Here is a 19,794-nt window from a genome sequence, read left to right on the forward strand (position 1 = left end):
GAGTGACATCACGTGGATCTCGAACGGGCCCGTCCGACCCTCTTCGTCGCGAAACTTCGTGAGGCGGTCGATGAGTCGGTCGAGCGCCTCGGGGTCACCGAGATCCCCGCCCCCGTGCATCCAGCCGTCGTTGCGCGCGGCACGTCGCAGCGCGACGTCGGCGTGTCCGCCGATCAGGATCGGCACCGGTTTGGTCGGCGCCGGTGTCATCTTGATCTTGGGGATGTCATAGAACTCGCCGTGATACTCGAAGTAGTCGCCGGTGGTCAGGCCCCTGATGATGTCGATGCACTCGTCCATCCGCTTGCCGCGCTTGGCGAACGGCACACCCATGATCTCGTAGTCCTCGGGCCATGGGCTGGTGCCGACGCCGAGGCCGAGTCGGTTGTCGAACAACGCCGCCAGCGAGCCGGCCTGCTTGGCGACCAACGCGGGCGGCCGGATCGGAAGCTTGAGCACGAAGATGTTGAAGTGCAGCTTCGTCGTCACCGCGGAGAGCGCCCCGATCAGCGCGAACGATTCGATGAAGTCCTTGCCATCAAGGAATTCGCGGTTGCCGTCCTCGGTGTACGGATACGTCGAGTCCGACTCTTCCGGGTAGGCGATGCTGTCGGCAATGGTCATCGCGTGATACCCGGCCTCGTCGGCAGCCTTCGCCAACGGGATGTAGTGCTTGGGATCGGTCATGGCTTCCGCATAGGTGAACCGCATGAGCCAATACTAGAACGTGTTCTAGTTCGCCGTCAGTGGAATGGCGGAGCGCCCTCGCCTGCCACCGAGTAGGTACCCCATGGCGTGCGCTCCGTGATACGCCCATGCGCGCAGCGGTCACCGATGGTCAGCGACACGCGTGGCGTCGTGAGTACGTCGTCGGGAATCGACTCGAAAACCGTGCCGCGCCAGTGATATCGGCCGTCGACGGGGTCGAGGTGTCCGGTTAGTCGGACCCGAACGGGGTGGTCGGCGTCCGCGACCCGCAGTACGGCGGGCCCGTCGTACACGTCATCGGCGTGGCCTTCGGGCTCGGCGACGGCTTCCGCGCGAGTCGCGTCGGACGCTTTCTGGGGCAGGAAGTGAGTGCGACGCCAGAGCCTGCGTGCGATCGGACCCATCAGTCCGACCTCGTCGAGGAACGCGGCCAGCGGCGCGAACCCGAGGATCTGAACGTCGTGGCGGTGCGGACTGTGCCTCGCGATCCGTCGCGTCTCCCGGCCTGGCATGCCTGCGCGGCGGTACTGCGCGGGGTTGGAGAACAGGAATTGGAAGAACAGCCCGCCGACACCGTTGAGGTTGGCCACCCACATCCGGTTGAGCCGCCGCATGCCGCCGACATGCCTGCGCAACCCGTCGCGGGCGAACTGGATGTGTCGCGCCTCCTCGGTGACGTGAATCCGCATCAGCCGCTGGATGATTGGCTGAAGGTCGGGATCGTCCATCATCTGCCGTTGCAGCGAGTCGAAGATCTCCTCGCCGATCAGCGCGGCCACCCACAGCAACGAGCCGCGGAAGGTCAGGGGCAGCGCATTGATGATCATCCGCTGGTAGAGCTTGGGTCGCATGGCCTTGGCGCCGAGCTTCTCGATCGCCTGGCCGAACATCACCATGTGCCGGGTCTCGTCGCCCATCTCCGTCAGCGCGTAGTGCGTGGCGCGAGCGGTCGGGTCCTGGTGCATCAGGTCGCGGAGCAGCGCCTGGTTGAGGATGTTCTCGAACCAGATGCCCGCCGACAGCGTGTTGACCAGTTCCTGGCGGGACAGTTCGATCTGCTGCTCACGGGTCATGGCGTCCCACAGCGGCGTGCCATAGATCGACACCGACTTCGGCGGCAGGAAGTACTTGTCGGGGTCCAGAGGCGCGTCCCAGTCGATGTCGACGATCGGCTCGTAGGACTTCTTGACCGACCCCCGAAGCAGGCGCTCGGAGAAATCCTCGCGGGTGGGGGCGTTGGTACGCCTGACCGCGTCAGAGGAAAGAGTCATCGTCGACCTCCCTTCGGCTGGGCATCGTGCACCCCTATGCTAGGCAACCTAATGACGCCGCGCTCGAGATGTCAATACCCCGGGTACCGGGTACTGGAGGTTCCGTGACGCGCCGAATCCACGTCATCGGCATCGGAGCGGGCGACCCCGAGTACGTGACGGTGCAGGCCATCGAAGCGCTCAACGACGTCGACGTCTTCTTCGCGATGGACAAGGGCGCCACCAAGGACGACCTGGTGGCCCTGCGGCGCGAGATCTGCCTGCGCTTCATCCGCGAACCCGGCTACCGGTTCGTCGAGCTGCCCGACCCGTCGCGCGCTCAGACGGGTGACTACCGGCAGCGCGTGGCCGACTGGCACGCCGCCCGCGCCGACGTCTGGGCGCAGGCACTCCTCGAGGAGCTGCCCGACGACGGTGTCGGTGCCTTCCTGGCGTGGGGCGACCCGTCGTTGTACGACAGCACGTTGCGCATCCTGGACATGGTGGCTCGACGCCTGGACTTCACCTATGACGTCATCCCCGGCATCACCGCGATTCAGGCACTCACGGCCCGACATCGCATCCCGCTCAACGACGTCGGCGAGCCGGTCCTCATCACCACCGGCCGAAGGCTTCGCGAGGAGGGGCTGCCTGGTGCGGCCGTGGTGATGCTCGACGGCGACTGCGCGTTCCTCGAATGCCCGCCCGCGACCCAGATCTGGTGGGGTGCCTACCTCGGCACGCCGGATGAACTCCTCTTCGACGGCACGGTCGGCGAGGTGGGCGAGCGCATCGCACGGGTGCGGGCCGACGCCAGGGAGCGCCACGGCTGGATCATGGACACCTACCTGCTTCGGCCGGGCTGAGTGCCGTTGCCCGAGTGGGGCGAAGCTGGTAGCCGGGGCGCAGTGCGGCCAGTGAGACGTCACCGTCGTAGTGCGCGACGACCCGCCAGTCCATCACGCGATGCCACCAGGCGGGAATCAGTGCCAGCACCATCATCGTGGCGTAGCCGCTTGGTAGTTGTGGCGCTTCCTCGGAATGGCGTAGCGCCTGGTACCGACGAATCGGATGGGCATGGTGGTCGGAGTGCCGCTGAAGGTGGAACAGAAAGACGTTGGCCACCACGGTATTGCTGTTCCAGCTGTGCGAAGGGCGCACGCGCTCGTAGCGGCCGTCGGCGTCCTTCTGCCTGCGTAGCCCATAGTGCTCCAGGTAGTTGACGGTCTCGAGCATGCAGAACCCGATGACGGCCTGTCCGATGAGGAACGGCAACACGATGCTGCCGAACCACGCCATCAGGCAGGTGAAGAGGATGGCGCTGAGCAGCCAGGCATTGAGGACGTCGTTGCGTAAACTCCAGGGGGAGTTGTTCATTCGCTTGAATCGCGCCCGCTCGAGCTGCCAGGCCGAGCGCACTCCGCCGACGACCGATCGCGGAATGAACCGGTAGAGGCTCTCGCCGAGCCGTGAGCTCGCAGGGTCCTCGGCCGTCGCCACGCGCGCGTGGTGTCCCCGGTTGTGCTCGACGAAGAAGTGCCCGTAACACGTTTGGGCCAGCGCGATCTTGCTCATCCGGCGTTCGAGCGGCGCCCGTCTGTGGCCCAACTCGTGGGCGGCGGAGATCGCCACTCCGCCGGTGATACCCACTGCCGCCATCAGTCCGAGTTTGTCGACCACGGTCATGGTCAGCCAGCCGCCGCCGCTCCACAACCAGCAGGCAAAGGCCAGCGAAAGGTACTGGCCAGGAAGGTAGAGGTAGGTGATCAAGCGGTAGAAGCGGTCGTCCTCGAGCGACGCCAACACCTGATCGGGCGGGTCGTCGGAATCGGTGCCGACGATGCGGTCGAGGAGCGGAATCACGACGAACGCCACGATCGGGCCCAACCACCAGAACACTCTCGACCCTGTGGTGTGGACGGCGATCCACGACCCGCAGACGAGCGCTGGAATCACGGCACCCAGTAGCCACAGATACCGCTTGGGGTCTCGCCACGTCGGAAGGACCTTGGACTGGCGGCCCGCGGCGTCTCGGCAGTCGGGTCCCATCGCCCACTCCCAACGTTTCTAAGAGTATTGCTATCCAAGTTCTCGCAAACTATAAACTTAGGATAACGATATGTTCAACCCCTGAGATGATCGTCGCTGTCGAGCGGTTGATCCGCGCTTCGAGGAGATGAAAACCTAGGTTAAACCACTAGAAGCCTCCGCGGTCTGCTACCCGAGATGGTTACTGTCGAACGCGCCACTGCTTGAACTATCACGTTAATATGCACAAATAGTTAATTACCATGAGTTCGCCAATCGGAGGTATCCGAAATGCTGTCGAGAAGGAATTTCCTGGGTGTCGCCGCGGCGGGCATGGTGGCAGGCGCCACGGGTGCCGGATTCCTCACCAAACTGACGGCTGAGGCATCACGACCGATCGGACGTCGGCACTACCCGGCGATCGTGGTCGGCAGTGGATACGGGGGCGGAGTGTCAGCGCTTCGCCTGGGCCAGGCCGGCGTCGAGACGCTGATTCTGGAGAAGGGCAGGCTGTGGGACACCCCTGACGCCGACGGCAAGCGGTTCACCAGAATGCTTCCCGCCGACACCCGTGCCGGCTGGTTCTCCAAGGTGCCGCCGAGCCTGGTGCCGTCCTTTCAGGGCATCTCGGTCGAGGCCGTCGCCGAGCACGCGCCGTCCTCCCAGCCGGTGCAGGCTGGCATCTGTGACAAGTCAGTCCACGGCGCGCACAACGTGTTTCGCGGAGTTGCGGTGGGCGGCGGATCCATGGTCAATGCGGGTATCGCCGCCATTCCGACGACGGCGCAGATTCAGACTGCGTTCCCGGACATCGGCGTCGCACAGTTCCTTGGCATCTACCTCGAACGCGCAAAGGCCATGTTGCGGATCAGTCACCGTGACATGGACTGGTTCGAGCAGACGCCGTACTACCAGTACGCGCGGGTGGGCCGCAGGTACGCGGCGGCGGCCGGTTACGGAGTCGACTACAACGGCAGCTCCTACAGCTTCGACTACATGCGCCAGGAGGAGGCGGGCAGGGTTCCACGCTCGGCGCTGGACTTCGAGCAGCAGTACGGGAACAACCACGGCCGGTTCGGAAGCGTGGACCAGACCTACATCGCGGCAGCGCTGGCCACCGGCAAGGTGCACCTGCAGGCGCTGACCGAGGTGACGGCGGTTCGGCGGGAGCGATCCGGCGAGTACGTGGTGTCGATCCGCCAGATCGACAGGTGGGGCAACGAGATGGGCCGCGACGAGTTGGGCTGCAGCCAGCTGTATCTCAGCGCCGGCGTGCTCGGCACCACCGAGATCCTGCTGCGGGCGCGGGAAACCGGTGGGCTTCCCGACCTCAACGACGAGATCGGCCGCGGGTACGGCAACAACGGCGACGTCATGGTCTCCCACATGCTGGCGCCCACCGACCCGGCGGGTACGCAGCAGTCGCTGATGGGAATGATCAACCTCGACGGTCGCGACGACCCCGACAACCCCGTCTACGCCAGCATGTTCTCGATCCCGCTACCCATCGAGACGTTCGCTCTCGGGTATTACGTCATGGTCAAGACCGGAGATCGCGCCGACATCACCTACGACCGCGCCTCCGACACCATCGCGATCGGCTGGCCCGAGGAGCACGCCGAGAACCTCACCGCGCGGGCGACGTCCGTGTTCGACAAGGTCGTGCACGCCAATGGCGTCGACTACCGCGACGACATCTTCGAGGGGAAGGTATTCGCGCCCAACACGGTTCACCCGCTCGGCGGGTGTGTGCGAGGACGCGCCACCGACGCCTTCGGTCGGGTGGCCGGCTACGACGGCCTCTACGTCAACGACGCCTCGCTGATCCCCGGCTACCTCGGCTGCAACCCGTTCATGTCCATCACGGCTCTCGCCGAACGCAACATCGAGGGGATCCTCCAGAATCGTCGATGAACGCCTCGCTACGGCGGGTTGAGGAGCGCCCGGATCCACACCTGAGACAGTGTGTGCACGACGGTGTCCTCGTCGAAGGCGGGTCCGGCGCGGTCCCGTCAAGCGGCGTGACAGGATCTGTCCGTGGTTCGGTTCCTTCTTCGCGCGGCCGTCACGGGCGTCGCCCTGTGGGTCGTCACCAAGTTCGTTGCCGGAATCGAATTCGTCGGCGGTGACTCGACGCTGCAGAGGGTTGGCATCGTCTTCGTCGTCGCGGTGATCTTCGGACTGGTCAACGCGATCATCAAGCCGATCGTGCAACTCATCTCGATCCCGCTGTACATCGTGACCCTCGGCCTCATCCACGTCGTCATCAACGCCCTCATGTTGTGGATCACCGCCAGGATCACCGAGAACACCACGCACTGGGGTCTGTACATCAACGACTTCTGGTGGACGGCCATCTGGGCGGCCATCGTGCTGTCGATCGTCAGTTGGCTGCTGTCGCTGGTGGTTCCCGACTAGCGACTAGGCCTGGGCGTCTTGAACTTTCCGGTGTCGATGATCGCCTGGATCGCGCCGAGCGGCGGGGCGGGGACGTCGAGTGCAGGGCGGTCGGTGGCGCGCAGTCCGTCGAGCATCATGTGCAGGTAGCGCCGCCACAGTTGCGGTTCGATGCGGCGGGCCATCTCGTATGCCGGTCCCATCATCACCAGCAGGGCGGCGACGTCCTGGGGGGTGGCGTCGGTACGGACGGCACCTGCCCGGGCGGCGCGCTCGAACAGCTCGGTGACCGCCGCGATGATGTCGGGCCAGATCCGGGCCTGGCCATCGGCGTCGCCGCGACCGGTGAGGCTATCATGCAGCCCACGGTCGGCAGCCTGGCGTTCCGCGGTGTGCTCGAAGAAGTCGACGAGGGCGCCCCAGGGGTCGGCGATCAGCAGGGCCCGTCGCGCGTCGGCGGCGATCTGCTCGGTGGCGTCGTTGAGGATCTCCGCGGCCAGCGCCTGCTTGTTGGGGAAGTGCCGGTAGGCAGTGCCGACGCCGACGCCTGCGTGACGGGCGACGTCGTCCAGCGTGGCGTTGAAACCGTTTTCGGCGAACACCTCTCGGGCGGCGGCGAGAAGGAGTGCGCGGTTTCGGACGGCATCCTTGCGCGCCACCGGTCAGGCCAACCCGTGCGCGACGAGGCTGCCTGCGCAGTCGACCACGGTCTGCGCGGCCGGCCGGGACTGCCAGCCCAGCAGTCGTTGCGCCTTTTCTGTCGTGTGTCTGTTGCGACGTCCCAGCGAGACGGTGATGTCGCGTAGCGACGGGTCGAAGATCGACGTCAGGCGCACCACCCAGTCGGGCAGCTGGCGGGTGGCGACCTTCGCGCCCGCGGGGCCGAGTTGCTCCTTGAGCGTTCGGGCCATCTGCCGCATCCACATGAATTCGCCAGTGGCGAGGAATCTTTGGCCCGCCGCCTCGGGAGCCAGCATGGCGCGAACGTGGATGTCGGCCAGATCGCGGACGTCCACGATCTCCAGACCGATCCGCGGGATACCAGGCATGGTTCCCTTGAGCATGCGCTCGACGATGCGCACCGAACCGATCGAATCCGTCGACTGAATCGGCCCGAACACCGCCCCGGGCAGGATCGTGGCCAGCGTCATCGGCCCGTCGTAGGAAGCCATGAAGTCCCAGGCCGCCTTCTCCGCCACCGTCTTCGCGCGCCGGTAGGGGATGAGCGCCGGATCGTCCGGATCGGTCCACAGGGTCTCGTCGGTGACGCCCTCCTCGGCGTAGGAGGACGGGCTCGACGCGTTGGCGGCCGAGGTCATGACGACGCGTTTCACGCCTGCGGCAGCCGAGGCGCGAAGGACGTTCAGTGCGCCGTCGCGGGCCGGGGTCAACATGTCGTCGCCCGACAGCGGAGAGGCCACGTGGAGCACGTAGTCCACGCCGTCGACGGCCGCCGCCCAACCGTCCGCGGACGTCAGGTCGGCCACCGCGAGGCTCAAGCGGTCGGCCGGCGCGGCCACTGCGTCGCGCACGGTGCGCTCCCTTGCGGCGTCGCGGACGGTGGTGCGTACCTGGTAGCCCCTCTCGACGAGCGCGGCGATGCACCATCCGGCGATGTAGCCGGTACCGCCGGTCACCAGCACGGTTTCGGTCACCGGATCCTCCAAGCGTAAACGGAGATAGTTTCTCCGTTTAGTACGGTAACGCTCGGATCGGCTGCCAGCAAGGCGGCGTATCGTCGCGCCCGTGGCTCCCGAGATGAACCGCCGCACCTTCGTCGGCGCCTCGATCACCGTCAGTGGAGTAGTCGCCGCCGCGTCCCTGGCGTCGGGATGCGAGGCGGACACCGTGCCCGCCGAGGGCCAGACCGTCCAGGTGCACGTGCGGATCAACGGCGAGGACAAGGACGTCGACGTCGACACCAGGACGTCGCTGCTGGACATGCTGCGTGAGCGCGTCGGCCTGACCGGCACCAAGAAGGGCTGCGATCAGGGCGCCTGCGGAGCCTGCACCATCCTGCTCGACGGCAAGCGGGTGAACTCCTGCCTGACCCTCGCGGTCATGCACGACGGCGCCGAGGTCCGCACCATCGAAGGGGTTGCGGACAACGGCAGACTGCACCCCCTTCAGCAGTCGTTCATCGACACCGACGCCTTTCAATGCGGCTATTGCACGTCCGGGCAGATCATGTCCGGACTCGGCTGCATCGAGGAGGGGCACACCGGATCAGACGAGGAGATCCGGGAGTGGATGAGCGGCAACATATGTCGCTGCGGCGCCTACACCAACATCGTCACCGCCGTGGCGGCGGCGGCGAAGAAGGCCTGACCCCGGTGTTCCCGTTCACCTTCACCACGGCCGTCGACGAGAAGTCTGCGCTTGCCGCGGGCAGGTCGGGTGCCCGTTACATCGCGGGCGGCACCACGCTCGTCGACCTCATGCGCGTGACCGTCGAGCGGCCCGGCGCCGTCGTGGACATCAACGCACTGCCATACCGCAACGTCGAACTGGACGCCAACGGCCTGCGGATCGGATCGTTGGTCCGGATGACCGACCTGGCCGGCGACCCGCGGGTACGACGTGAATTCCCGGTCATCTCACAGGCATTGGAACTCAGCGCATCGGCTCAACTGCGCAACATGGCCTCGATCGGTGGCAACCTCATGCAGCGTCCGCGGTGTCTCTACTTTCGCGACGTGTCGGCGAACTGCAACCGGCGCGCCCCAGGCACCGGGTGCTCGGCGGTGGGCGGCCTCAACCGCACCCACGCCATCCTTGGCACCAGCGACCAGTGCGTGGCCACCCATCCCTCCGATCTGGCGGTCGCGCTGGTCGCCCTCGACGCGGTCGTTCTGACCCGCGACGCCACCGGGGACAGACGCATCCCGATCGCCCGGTTCTTCCGCCAGCCCGGTGCCACCCCGGATCGCGAACACGACTTGCGCGCAGGTGAACTCATCGTCGGTATCGAAGTCCCGACCGGGCCCGAGATGCGGCGGTCGGGCTACCTCAAGGTCCGCGACCGGCAGTCCTACGAGTTCGCGCTGGCATCGGCAGCGGTCGCCCTGAACATCGACGCGGGGATGGTCAGGGCCGCACGGGTGGCGGTCGGCGGGGTGGCGACCGTGCCGTGGCGCCTGCCGGCCGTCGAACGGGCTCTCGTCGGACGGCCGGTGACGGCGGCTCTCTGGCGCGACGCGGCATCCCACGCGGCGGACGGTGCGAAGCCATTGTCCGGCAACGGCTTCAAGGTTCAGCTGGTGCAACGCGTCGTCGAGCGTCAGCTGAGTACGGTGGCAGGACTGCCGTGACGTACCCCGCGCGCATCCCCGACGCAGCCGTCGGCAACCCCATGGCCCGGGTGGACGGCACCCTCAAGGTGACCGGCGGCGCCCACTACGCCGCCGACAACCCCGTCCCCGACTTCGCGCATGCGGTCCTGGTGTGCAGCACCGTCGCGTCCGGGTCGGTCGACCGCATCGACCCTGCGGCCGCCGTGAAGTCGCCGGGCGTGCTGCGCGTGCTGACGGACTTCGAGGGCGTGAAACTGCCCTACGACATCCGCCGGGTCGCGTTCTTCGGCCAGCCGGTCGCGGTGGTCGTGGCCGAGACGTTGGAGGCGGCCAGCCACGGCGCCGCGCTCGTCGACGTCCGCTACACGGGCCAGGACCAGAACACGGACATCGATGCACCGCAAGCGATCCCGCAACCCGGTCACAACCAGGTCGACTACTCGCGCGGCAACCCGGAAGCCGGGCTGCGCAATGCGGCCGTCGTCACCGACGCCCTGTACGAAATCGCGCGCAACAACCACAACCCGATGGAACTGCCGTCGACCGTGGCGCATTGGGACGGCAACCGGTTGACGGTGTGGGACAAGGTGCAGTCCATCGTCGGGGCGCAGGAGGCCCACGCCGAGGCGCACGGCGTTCCCATCGACAACGTGCGGGTCATCTCGCCGTTCGTCGGCGGAGCGTTCGGCAGCGCAGGCCAGATCTGGCCACACCAACTCCTGACGTCGTTCGCGGCGAGGAAGATCGGCAGGCCCGTCAAGCTGGTGCTCACCCGAACGCAGACCTACGCCGGAATCGGTTACCGGCCGACCAGCAGGCAGCGCCTTGCGATCGGCGCCGATTCGACCGGCCGGATCAGCACGATCGTTCACGAAGGTCGCACCGAGACCGCGCGCTACGCCACGTACGAGGACGGCCTGACCGCCTCGCCGAAGTTCATGTACACCAGCCCGAACATGCGCTCCACCTACCGGGTGGTGCCGTTGGACGTGAACCTGCCCACGTACATGCGTGGACCGGGAGCCACGACGGGAACGTTCGCACTCGAGTCGGCGATGGACGACCTCGCCCACCGCGTCGGCGTCGACCCGATGGAGCTGCGGTTGCGCAACGAGCCCGACCACGACCAGACCGACGGGCTGCCGTTCTCCACCAGGCGGCTCGACGAGTGCCTGCGGCGCGGCGCCGACGAATTCGGCTGGGCGCGCCGCAATCCGACGCCGCGCGCGGTACGCGACGGTGACCGCCTGATCGGCATCGGGATGGCCGCCGCGGGCTATCACACCAGCCGCAGCGAATCGGACGCGATGGCCAGGATCAACGCCGACGGCACCGCGGACGTGCAGACCGCCACCAGCGACATGGGTCCTGGGACCTACACCTCGATGACCCAGGTCGCGGCCGACGCGCTGGGCCTTCCCGCCGATCGCGTCCGGTTCGCGCTTGGGGACAGCAATTATCCGAAGGCTCCTTCGCATTCGGGCTCGAGGACGATGGCCAGTGTCGGCTCCGCGGTGTTCACCGTCGGCAACACGCTGCGCGACAAGGTGATTCGCACGGCGGTCGTGGATCCGGGCTCACCGCTGCACGGCGTCCCGCCGGAGGCCGTCACGGTTGCCGACGGGCGGATGTTCGTCACCGCGGACCCGGCCAGGGGCGAGGGCTATCGGGACCTTCTACGACGGCGCGGCTGGCCCAGCATCGACAGCACCGGCAACTGGTCGCCCGACGACGCCGACGAGCGATTCTCCATGTACGCCTACGGCGCCGTGTTCGCCGAAGTGGCCGTTGACGATTCGCTGGGTTTCGTCCGCGTGCGGCGCATCCACGCCTGCTACGACGCGGGCCGGGTGGTCAACCCGAGACTCGCGCACAGCCAGGCCATCGGCGGCATGGTCGGCGGAATCGGGATGGCCCTGTTGGAGGGCACCGAGCTGGACCACCGCGACGGCCGCATCGTGAACGCGAACATGTCCGACTACCTGGTGCCGGTCAACGCGGACGTACCCGCGCTGGACGCCACCTTCCTGACGGCTCGCGACACGGTGGCGAATCCCATCGGCGTGAAGGGCCTCGGCGAGATCGTCATCGTCGGCGTCCCCGCCGCGATCGCGAACGCCGTGTTCAACGCGACCGGCAAGCGCGTGACGAACCTTCCGATCCGCTTGGAGAATCTGCTCTAACCTGGAAGGCGTGCCGGAACTACCCGAGGTCGAAGCGCTTGCCGACCACCTCCGCCGTCACGCCGTCGGGCTGACCGTCGGTCGCGTCGACGTCGCAGCCCTTTCCGTGCTCAAGACGTTCGACCCGCCGATCACCGCGCTCTACGGTCAGACCGTCACCGGCGCCAACAGGTGGGGTAAGTACCTGGGCCTGCAGGTGGGCGACCTGCACCTCATCACGCATCTCTCGCGGGCCGGTTGGCTGCGGTGGTCGGACGCGTTGTCGGCGACGCCGCTGCGGCCGGGCGGCAAGAGTCCCATCGCGCTGCGCGTCCACCTCGGCAAGCCGGCGGATTCGGGGTCTGATGTCGCCGCCGGGGCGGCTCCGGTCGGATTCGACCTCACCGAGGCGGGCACCCAGAAGCGGCTCGCCGTCTGGCTGGTCGACGATCCGCTCAAGGTGCCGCAGATCGCCTCGCTCGGACCCGATGCGTTGTCGCTGGGCCCAGACGAATTGGCCGCCGTGCTCAAGGGCAATACCGGACGCATCAAGGGCGTGATCACCGACCAGAAGGTGATCGCCGGAATCGGCAACGCCTACAGCGATGAGGTCCTGCACGTCGCGAAGCTGTCGCCGTTCGCGACCGCGGGCAAGCTCACCGATGCGCAACTGGGCACGCTGCACGACGCGATGATCACCGTGCTCACCGATGCGGTCACACGGTCGGTCGGTCAGGGCGCCGCGACGCTCAAGGGGGAGAAGCGCTCTGGGCTGCGGGTGCACGCCCGCACCGGTCTGCCGTGCCCGGTGTGTGGCGACACCGTGCGCGAGGTTTCGTTCGTCGACAAGTCGTTCCAGTATTGCCCGACCTGCCAGACCGGCGGCAAGATCCTGGCCGACAGGCGAATGTCCAAGCTGCTCAAGTAATCGCACTGATCTTGCGCGTCTCATCGCGACTTCTGCACTATGGTCGCGATTTCGTTCGAAGCGCGACCGTGGCGCAGAACTCGGCGGCTGGAAGACGGTCGAAACCCCCGGCGACTGCAATGTGGCGACCGGACCCCTCGTGACGGTCGCCATTCCCCCAAGGCAGTCGCCGGGGGTGGCCTTTCAGCGCATCCGCGTCAGGTGGTGTGCACGATCAGCACGTCGACCTTCGCCTTGCGCGAGATGGTGGCGGGCACCGATCCGAGCAGACGCCCGGTGATGGTGCCAAGTCCGACGCTGCCCACCACCAACAGGTCCGCATGGACTTCGTCGGCCAGGTCGACCAGCGCCTCGACGGGTGCGCCGAGGATTGCGCGCTCCTTGATGTCTGCCGCGCCCGCCTCCTTCGCCCGGTCGCGAGCATCACGCAAGAGCGCATAGACCGGCGCGTTGCCCACCATCTTGTAGCCCTCGTCCTTGAGGATGTCGGCATAGTGCGTGTCGACCGCATGGGGGAAGTACGCACTCGCCACGATCAAGTCTGCGTTGGCGGCGGCGGCGATCGCCCCTGCTCGATCCACGGCGCGCAGCGACGAGTCCGAGCCATCGGTGCCAACCACCACGGTCCGATAGACGCTCATTTCGTCCTCCTAGATGTGCGATGTCAATGCCCATGACGGGCGGCTTTCCTCAGCTCACCGTCTGGCCCGCACCAAGGCAACCTCGTCGACGAAGTGGAGTAGTCGACTACTCAGGGGTGCGCGGCGAGCCGGCCGAACAATCGAGCCATGACCAACACACTGACGTGTACCGATGTCGGAGCTCTGCCATTGCCGCCAAAGAATCCACTGCGCTATGGAGAGAGGCTCCGGGCTGCGCGTGCCTTCGACAGCGGTCCGGAGACGCTGCGCGATGCAGGCGGTCCGGTGACCAGAAGCGTTCTTGGGCCTCGGCGGCTGGTGCCACCGCTGGTCTTCGTCACCTCACCGCAGGGCGCCCACGACGTCCTCGGTCGCACCGACGCGTTCGCAGACCGCGGAGAGGCGCCTCTCGCCAAGGAGTTTCGGCGCCTGCTTGGCGGCAACCTGTTGGTTCTGCCGCACGATGAATGGTTGCCGCGGCGGCGCGCTCTGCAACCGATGTTCACCAAGCAACGGGTTCCGCGGTTCGCGGGCCACATGGCCGAGGCCGCCGAGCAGGTCTGCCATGGCTGGGGAGACGATGACGTCGACCTCGACCGGCAGTGCCGAAGCTTGACCCTGCGCGCACTGGGCCGTTCGGTGCTCGGCCTCGACCTCGACGAGCGGGCCGACGCGGTGGGGCCTGCGCTTCGCACCGCGCTCGAGTGGCTGACCGACCGCGCGGCGCGGCCGGTGCGAGCTCCGCGTTGGCTGCCGACCCCGGCCCGGCGACGTGCCCGTGCCGCCAACCGAGCCCTGCACGAACTCGCCGAGGAGATCCTCGACAACTGCCGCGCCGATGCGACCGTCGACGCGCCGTTGGTGCGCGCTCTGATCGAGGCGACGGACCCGCGGACCGGTTTGCCGCTGACCGACGGGGAGATATGCGACGAGCTGGTCTTGTTCATGCTCGCCGGACATGACACCACCTCGACGACGATCTCGTACGCGCTGTGGGCATTGGGCCACCACCGCGAGCTACAGGACCGGGTGTTCATCGAGGTGGCCGAACTCGGTGACCGCCCGCTGACGACGGATGACGTGCCGCGGCTGGGGTTCACCGTTCAGGTGCTCCACGAGGCGCTGCGGCTCTGCCCGCCGGCGGCCAGCATGTCGAGGATGGTGATGCGCGACATCGAGGTCGACGGCTTCCGGGTGCCGGCGGGCACGCTGGCCGTCGTCGGGGTCTACGCCATGCACCGCGACCCCGCATTGTGGGACGACCCGCTCGAATTCGACCCCGATCGGTTCAGCCCGCAGCGCTCCGGAGGCAGAAGCCGTTGGCAATACCTGCCATTCGGTGGCGGACCGCGCTCGTGCATCGGTGATCACTTCGCCATGTTGGAGGCCACACTCGCACTCGCCACCATCGTTCGGCGGGTCGACATTCAGTCGCTGGACGGTGATTTCGCCACCGAAGTGCCGTTCACCGCCGTCGCCGCAGGCCCGATCCTGGCGCGAGTTCGGCAGCGGATCTAGCCCGCAGGGGGTGCGGCGAGAGTTATAGTCCGCCCGTGGGCGGTGGGGGTCCGTTGACGGGACGCGACAGTGAGCTGGCGTTGATTCGCCGTGCGCTGGGTGGCATCGGGGGCTACTCCGGTGTCGCGATCGTCGGAGCCGCGGGAGTCGGCAAGACCCGGCTGGCCCGTGAAGTCGTCGCCAGTGCCGCCGCTGCCGGTGAACAGACGAAGTGGATCGTCGGCACCAACTCCGCGCGGCAGATCCCGTTGGGCGCCTTCACCTCGTCGATGGGCGAAGGTATATCCGATCCGCTGTCGAACGTGCGACGCATCATCAATTCCTTTGTTGCGCAGCAGCGAAAGGGGCGAGTGCTGATCGGCGTCGACGATGCTCACCTCCTCGATGGGCTGTCCGCCCACGTCGTGCATCAACTGGCTCAGTCGCGGGCCGCGCGACTGGTGGTCACGCTGCGGACGGGTGGAACGGAGCCGGACGCGGTGACCGCGTTGTGCAAGGACGGGTTGCTCGCCAGGCTCGACCTCGAGCCGCTGTCGCTGGACGCCACCCGCACCGTGATCGAGACGACCGTTGGTGGGCCGGTGGACTCCCATAGTGCCCAACGGTTTTGGAAACTCACCGGCGGCAACGCGCTGTTCCTGAGGCAGCTGCTGAAGGACCAGGTTGCGGCGGGGCGCCTGCAGCGGGCGGCCGGTGTGTGGATGTGGGACGAGGACGCCGCGGTGTCACCCAACATCGGCGACGTGGTGGGCAGCCAGCTGAGCCTGCTGACGCCGGAACTGTCGCTCGTCGTCGACACCCTGTCGCAGTGCGAGCCGCTCGACGTCGAGCTGTTGTGCGACCTCGCGACCCGCCGTGATCTCGAGGTCGCCGAGCGGATGCATCTGGTCACCGTCGAGCGGACGGGCGGCACTCTGTCGGCTCGGCTGGCGCACCCGCTGTTCGGTGAGATTCGGCGGGCGACCGCCGGTGAAATGTACCTATCCGGGATCCGAGGGAGGTTGGCACAGCGGCTGGCGAAGGACGCTGACCGCGACATGCAGGCGACGGTGCGCAGGGCACTGCTTGCGCTGGAATCGGATCTCGACCCGGACCCGCAGCTGTACCTGGAATCGGCCCGGTTCGCGATGACCCTGCTCGATCTGCAGTTGGCCGAACGCTTCGCCACCGCCGCTGCGAAGTGTGGGAGCTCCGAGGCCGCGTCCGTCCGGGCGATGAACCTGGTTCTGCAAGGGCGCGGTGAGCAGGCCGAGACGCTGCTGCGTGAGATGAGCCAGGACGGTCCGGACAGCCACGGATGGGCAACGGTTCGGGCGGCCAACCTGATCTGGATGCTCGGCAGACCTGGCGAGGCCTCGGCAATCCTCGACGAGCTCGGCACCCACGACGAGTCGCCGGCGGAGTGGGCCGAGCGGTCGGCGGTCGAAGCCTGCGCCGACGCGGTGTCGGCGCGTTGTGAAGCCGCGGCCGTGAAGGCTCGGGCGGCGCTGCAGTTCGAGATGCTTCCGGACTTTCACGCGATGATGGCGTCGGTGGCGCTGGTGATGGCCGAGGGCGCGCTCGGTGAGATCGATGGGGTGTCCGACGTCTTCTACCGCGCACTGGAGATGGCCACCAGCTCCTTCCAGGCTTCGCACCTGAGGTTCTGGCTGGGCAGTGTCTACGCCAGGGCATGCCGGTTGACCGGCCGCCTTGGCGACTGCGTGGAATCAGCGAAGCAGTTGGCCGACTCGGCACGCGACGTGCCCGGTCTTGCGTACGCCAATCTGTCCTTCCTGCTTGGCCATGCCGAGCTGGCCCGTGGGGATCTCCTCGGCGCGGTCAAGATCCTGCACGAGGCGCTTGCCGGAGTCGAGAAGCACGGCGTCACAACGGGTTTGCATCCCGCATGCTGCTTCGCGCTGGCCGAGGCGCATGCCAAGCTGGGACAACCGGTCGAGGCGATGTCGGCGCTGTCGGAGGCGCGGCAATGCGTGCCATCGGACTACCTCTTCATGCAGACCGGCCTGTGCCAGGCGACGGGGTGGACGCTGGCGGCCAGTGGGTCGCTGGCCGAGGCCGTCGCGGCCGTGCACCAGGGTGCGGTGGAAGCGCGCGACCGCGGTCAGCCGACGCACGAGCTCGCCCTGCTCCAGGCGGCGGTTCAGTGGGGTGACGCATCCCGCGCGGCGCGGGCGCGTGAACTGGCCGACGCCCTGGCGCTGCCTCTGGCCGATGCCGTTGCCTGCCATGCGGAGTCATTGCTGGCCGGTGACGGTGATGGGTTGCTCGACGCGGCGGCCAGGTATCGGGCGATCGGTGACCTGGCGACCGCCGCGGACGCTGCCGCCCAGGCGGCAGTCGCGTTCGCCTCTGGGTTGCAGGGCAAACGTGGGCGGTACGCGGCAGCCCTGGCCCAGGAACTGTCCGACCAGTGCGGCGGGCTGTGCACGCCCGCACTTCGCACCCCGGTGACCGCGTCGCCGTTGACGGGCCGCCAGCGCGAGATCGCCGAGTTGGTCGCCGCCGGGTTGTCCAATCGCGACATCGGCGGCCGACTGAACATGTCGGTGCGCACGGTGGAGGGGCATCTGCTCCGCGCGTGCAGACGGGTCGGAGCTGGGTCGCGTGCGGAGCTGGCCGCGATCATGCGAGGCGGGCCAGGGGGACCTCGTTGAACATCCGACCGGTTGGTTGACATCTGTCGAGTTTGGCTACGCTGCACCGATGACTCGGCAGAAGATCCTGATCACCGGCGCCAGCTCGGGCCTCGGCGCTGGCATGGCCCGTCAGTTCGCCGCCAAGGGACGCGACCTCGCGCTGTGTGCACGCCGAACCGACAACCTCGAGGACCTCAAGGCTGAACTGACCGCCAGGCACCCCGGCATCACCGTCGCCGTGGCCGCGCTCGACGTCAACGACCACGAGGCGGTGCCGAAGGTGTTCGCCGAGCTGAGTGACGAGCTCGGCGGCGTCGATTGCGTCATAGTGAACGCGGGCATCGGCAAGGGTTACCCGCTCGGCGGTGGAAAACCCTGGGCGAACAAGGCCACGATCGAGACCAATCTCGTTGCGGCGCTGGTGCAGATCGAGACGGCGCTCGAGATGTTCAAGAAGGCGGGCGCGGGGCACCTGGTCCTGGTGTCCTCGGTGCTCGGCAACAAGGGCGTGCCAGGACACAAGGCCGCCTACGCCGCGAGCAAGGCGGGCGTGACGTCACTCGGTGAGTCGCTGCGCGCCGAATACCCGTCGGGACCCATCAAGGTCACCGTGCTGGAGCCCGGCTACATCGAATCGGAGATGACCGCCAAGTCGAACTCCACGTTGCTCATGGTCGACAACGAGACCGGCGTGAAGGCCATGGTCGAGGCGATCGAGAGGGAGAAGGGTCGCGCCGTCGTCCCCGGTTGGCCGTGGTGGCCGCTGGTCGAGTTGTTGAAGGTGCTCCCGCCGCGGTTCACCAAGTACTTCGCCTAGCCCCTCGCGATTTCGGCGCGTTCAACCGCGCTGAGCGCGGGTTTCCGCGCCGAAATCACTGCGATACCGGCGCGACATGGCTGGGTAACAGCTCCACGCTTGTCTTGAGCCATGTTTCACCTGGGATGGTTCCTCAACTTCGTGGCCGACGAATGGAACGGCAACTGGGGCGACGGTGGCCGCGACTTCACCGGCGACTTCTACGTCGAGGTGGCGCGTGATCTCGAGCGCGCCAAGTTCGACTACGTCCTGATCGAGGACAAGCTCATGGTGTCGACGGCCTACGGGGGCACGATGGAGCACGATCTCAAGCACGGCGTGAACCCCAAACACGACCCGGTCCCGCTCGCCGTGCTGATGGCCAACGCCACCACCCGGCTCGGCGTCGTCCCGACGATGTCCACCAGCTTCTACCCGCCCTTCCTGCTGGCCCGGCTGTGCAGCACGATCGACCACATCGCCCGCGGCAGGTTCGGCTGGAACGTCGTCACCTCCGCCGAGGATCGGTCGGCGCAGAATTTCGGACTGGACAGGCACTACGAACACGACGAGCGGTACGTACGCGCCGCCGAATACCTCGAGCTGGTGACCAAACTCTGGGAGTCGTGGGAACCCGACGCGATCGAGCGTGACCACATGACGGGCACGTACGCGAACTTCAAGAAGGTCCACACGATCGACTTCGAGGGCAAGTACTTCAAGTCCCGCGGCCCGCTGAACACCGCCCCGTCACCGCAGTACCGCCCGACGATCGCCCAGGCGGGCGCGTCGCCCCCGGGGCGCGAGCTGGCCGCCCAGCATGCCGACACCATCGTCACCCCTGCCAACGGCGTCGAGGCGATGCGCGCCTACCGTGACGACATCCACGCCAGGATGAGGGCCAACGGCCGCGATCCAGCGGACTGCAAGGTGCTGTATCTGGTCTCGCCGATCGTCGCCGATACGCACGACGAGGCGTTGGCCAAGCGGGAGCGGTGGTTCACCGATCCGCTTTACATCGAGTACATGCTTGCCGAGATCTCGTCGATCACCGAGATCGACTTCGCCCAGTTCGACCTGGACGAGCCGGTGCCGGAGGTGTGGACCAACGGCGAGCGTGGCGCCCTTGAGAGCTTCCTGGCCGGCGGCAGGGACAAGACGTTGCGCGAATTGGTCACCGGCAGCGGCATGTCGGGCAACATCCCGTTCGTCGGGACCTCCGCCGAAGTCGCCGATGAGATGGCCGAGGTGATGGCGCAGGTCGGCGGCGACGGGTTCCTGATCACGAGTCCGGTGATGCGGCTCAACCGCCGCTACGTCACCGAGATCACCGACGGGCTGGTTCCGGAACTTCAGCGGCGTGGCCTAGCCCGCAGGGAGTACACCACCACCATGCTGCGCGACCACCTCCGCGAATTCTGATCTCCCCCCCAG

General features: G+C 67.2%; 17 protein-coding genes and 1 pseudogene. 12 read left to right on the forward strand and 6 right to left on the reverse strand.

Annotated features, from left to right (window positions below; all coding sequences use genetic code 11):
* Both ACRDUX_RS20075 and ACRDUX_RS20080 read right to left on the reverse strand, forming a co-directional pair.
* A partial coding sequence (locus ACRDUX_RS20075; protein WP_526415773.1) for an LLM class flavin-dependent oxidoreductase occupies positions 1-711 on the reverse strand: 711 nt, incomplete at its 3' end.
* 32 nt (positions 712-743) lie between these two features.
* A complete protein-coding gene (locus tag ACRDUX_RS20080) occupies positions 744-1,979 on the reverse strand; it encodes a diiron oxygenase (RefSeq protein WP_526415775.1) in 1,236 nt (411 codons plus the stop codon).
* 104 nt (positions 1,980-2,083) lie between these two features.
* On the opposite strand from ACRDUX_RS20080, the gene cobF reads away from it, so the two are divergent.
* Complete coding sequence (gene cobF, locus ACRDUX_RS20085) at positions 2,084-2,824, forward strand: precorrin-6A synthase (deacetylating) (protein WP_526415777.1); 741 nt, start codon at positions 2,084-2,086, stop codon at positions 2,822-2,824.
* Here cobF and ACRDUX_RS20090 read toward each other — a convergent pair.
* A complete protein-coding gene (locus tag ACRDUX_RS20090; RefSeq protein WP_526415778.1) occupies positions 2,793-4,007 on the reverse strand; it encodes an alkane 1-monooxygenase in 1,215 nt (404 codons plus the stop codon). The genes cobF and ACRDUX_RS20090 overlap by 32 nt on opposite strands.
* A gap of 270 nt (positions 4,008-4,277) precedes the next feature.
* Between ACRDUX_RS20090 and ACRDUX_RS20095 the strand changes: the two genes are divergently transcribed.
* Together ACRDUX_RS20095 and ACRDUX_RS20100 are read left to right on the forward strand one after the other, a co-directional pair.
* Positions 4,278-5,900, forward strand: a complete 1,623-nt coding sequence (locus ACRDUX_RS20095) for a GMC oxidoreductase (RefSeq protein WP_526415780.1) — start codon at positions 4,278-4,280, stop codon at positions 5,898-5,900.
* 123 nt (positions 5,901-6,023) lie between these two features.
* Positions 6,024-6,404: a phage holin family protein gene (locus ACRDUX_RS20100; RefSeq protein WP_526415782.1), complete on the forward strand. Its 381-nt coding sequence runs from the start codon at positions 6,024-6,026 to the stop codon at positions 6,402-6,404.
* Here ACRDUX_RS20100 and ACRDUX_RS20105 read toward each other — a convergent pair.
* Complete coding sequence (locus tag ACRDUX_RS20105; protein ID WP_526415784.1) at positions 6,401-7,042, reverse strand: TetR/AcrR family transcriptional regulator; 642 nt, start codon at positions 7,040-7,042, stop codon at positions 6,401-6,403. The genes ACRDUX_RS20100 and ACRDUX_RS20105 overlap by 4 nt on opposite strands.
* A gap of 3 nt (positions 7,043-7,045) precedes the next feature.
* Positions 7,046-8,038, reverse strand: a complete 993-nt coding sequence (locus ACRDUX_RS20110; RefSeq protein WP_526415786.1) for an NAD-dependent epimerase/dehydratase family protein — start codon at positions 8,036-8,038, stop codon at positions 7,046-7,048.
* A 103-nt stretch (positions 8,039-8,141) separates the two neighbouring features.
* Between ACRDUX_RS20110 and ACRDUX_RS20115 the strand changes: the two genes are divergently transcribed.
* From ACRDUX_RS20115 to ACRDUX_RS20135, 5 genes and pseudogenes are all read left to right on the forward strand, one after another.
* A complete protein-coding gene (locus ACRDUX_RS20115; RefSeq protein WP_526415802.1) occupies positions 8,142-8,711 on the forward strand; it encodes a (2Fe-2S)-binding protein in 570 nt (189 codons plus the stop codon).
* A 5-nt stretch (positions 8,712-8,716) separates the two neighbouring features.
* Positions 8,717-9,694, forward strand: a complete 978-nt coding sequence (locus ACRDUX_RS20120) for an FAD binding domain-containing protein (protein ID WP_526415788.1) — start codon at positions 8,717-8,719, stop codon at positions 9,692-9,694.
* On the forward strand, positions 9,691-11,859 hold the full coding sequence (locus ACRDUX_RS20125) for a xanthine dehydrogenase family protein molybdopterin-binding subunit (protein ID WP_526415790.1): 2,169 nt from the start codon (positions 9,691-9,693) through the stop codon (positions 11,857-11,859). The genes ACRDUX_RS20120 and ACRDUX_RS20125 overlap by 4 nt, the downstream gene beginning before the upstream one ends.
* Positions 11,860-11,869: 10 nt before the next feature.
* Positions 11,870-12,112, forward strand: a pseudogene (locus tag ACRDUX_RS20130) (DNA-formamidopyrimidine glycosylase family protein); the annotation flags it as partial.
* Between the two features lie 186 nt (positions 12,113-12,298).
* Complete coding sequence (locus ACRDUX_RS20135) at positions 12,299-12,766, forward strand: zinc finger domain-containing protein (RefSeq protein ID WP_526415804.1); 468 nt, start codon at positions 12,299-12,301, stop codon at positions 12,764-12,766.
* Between the two features lie 197 nt (positions 12,767-12,963).
* On the opposite strand, the gene ACRDUX_RS20140 is transcribed toward ACRDUX_RS20135, so the two are convergent.
* Entirely contained in the window at positions 12,964-13,407 is a 444-nt protein-coding gene (locus ACRDUX_RS20140) for a universal stress protein (RefSeq protein ID WP_526415792.1), read from the reverse strand.
* A 147-nt stretch (positions 13,408-13,554) separates the two neighbouring features.
* Here ACRDUX_RS20140 and ACRDUX_RS20145 point away from each other — a divergent pair, with 147 nt between their 5' ends.
* The 4 genes from ACRDUX_RS20145 to ACRDUX_RS20160 all read left to right on the forward strand — a co-directional run bounded on the left by ACRDUX_RS20145 (position 13,555) and on the right by ACRDUX_RS20160 (position 19,782).
* Entirely contained in the window at positions 13,555-14,925 is a 1,371-nt protein-coding gene (locus ACRDUX_RS20145; protein ID WP_526415794.1) for a cytochrome P450, read from the forward strand.
* 35 nt (positions 14,926-14,960) lie between these two features.
* On the forward strand, positions 14,961-17,582 hold the full coding sequence (locus tag ACRDUX_RS20150) for a LuxR C-terminal-related transcriptional regulator (protein WP_526415796.1): 2,622 nt from the start codon (positions 14,961-14,963) through the stop codon (positions 17,580-17,582).
* 49 nt (positions 17,583-17,631) lie between these two features.
* Positions 17,632-18,381 carry an SDR family oxidoreductase gene (locus ACRDUX_RS20155; RefSeq protein ID WP_526415798.1) on the forward strand — a complete coding sequence of 250 codons (750 nt, stop codon included), beginning with the start codon at positions 17,632-17,634 and terminating at the stop codon, positions 18,379-18,381.
* Between the two features lie 111 nt (positions 18,382-18,492).
* Complete coding sequence (locus ACRDUX_RS20160) at positions 18,493-19,782, forward strand: NtaA/DmoA family FMN-dependent monooxygenase (RefSeq protein ID WP_526415800.1); 1,290 nt, start codon at positions 18,493-18,495, stop codon at positions 19,780-19,782.
* Positions 19,783-19,794 lie beyond the last annotated feature (12 nt).

It is taken from the genome of Mycobacterium sp. (genome assembly GCF_050701675.1).
Classification (GTDB): Bacteria; Actinomycetota; Actinomycetes; order Mycobacteriales; family Mycobacteriaceae; genus Mycobacterium.

Bases quoted from the DNA above. Each gene is read 5' to 3' on its own strand.
- ACRDUX_RS20160 (WP_526415800.1), top strand. From the start codon at position 18,493: ATGTTTCACCTGGGATGGTTCCTCAACTTCGTGGCCGACGAATGGAAC.
- ACRDUX_RS20140 (WP_526415792.1), bottom strand. From the start codon at position 13,407: ATGAGCGTCTATCGGACCGTGGTGGTTGGCACCGATGGCTCGGACTCG.
- ACRDUX_RS20090 (WP_526415778.1), bottom strand. From the start codon at position 4,007: ATGGGACCCGACTGCCGAGACGCCGCGGGCCGCCAGTCCAAGGTCCTT.
- ACRDUX_RS20145 (WP_526415794.1), top strand. From the start codon at position 13,555: ATGACCAACACACTGACGTGTACCGATGTCGGAGCTCTGCCATTGCCG.
- ACRDUX_RS20080 (WP_526415775.1), bottom strand. From the start codon at position 1,979: ATGACTCTTTCCTCTGACGCGGTCAGGCGTACCAACGCCCCCACCCGC.
- ACRDUX_RS20095 (WP_526415780.1), top strand. From the start codon at position 4,278: ATGCTGTCGAGAAGGAATTTCCTGGGTGTCGCCGCGGCGGGCATGGTG.
- ACRDUX_RS20115 (WP_526415802.1), top strand. From the start codon at position 8,142: ATGAACCGCCGCACCTTCGTCGGCGCCTCGATCACCGTCAGTGGAGTA.
- ACRDUX_RS20155 (WP_526415798.1), top strand. From the start codon at position 17,632: ATGACTCGGCAGAAGATCCTGATCACCGGCGCCAGCTCGGGCCTCGGC.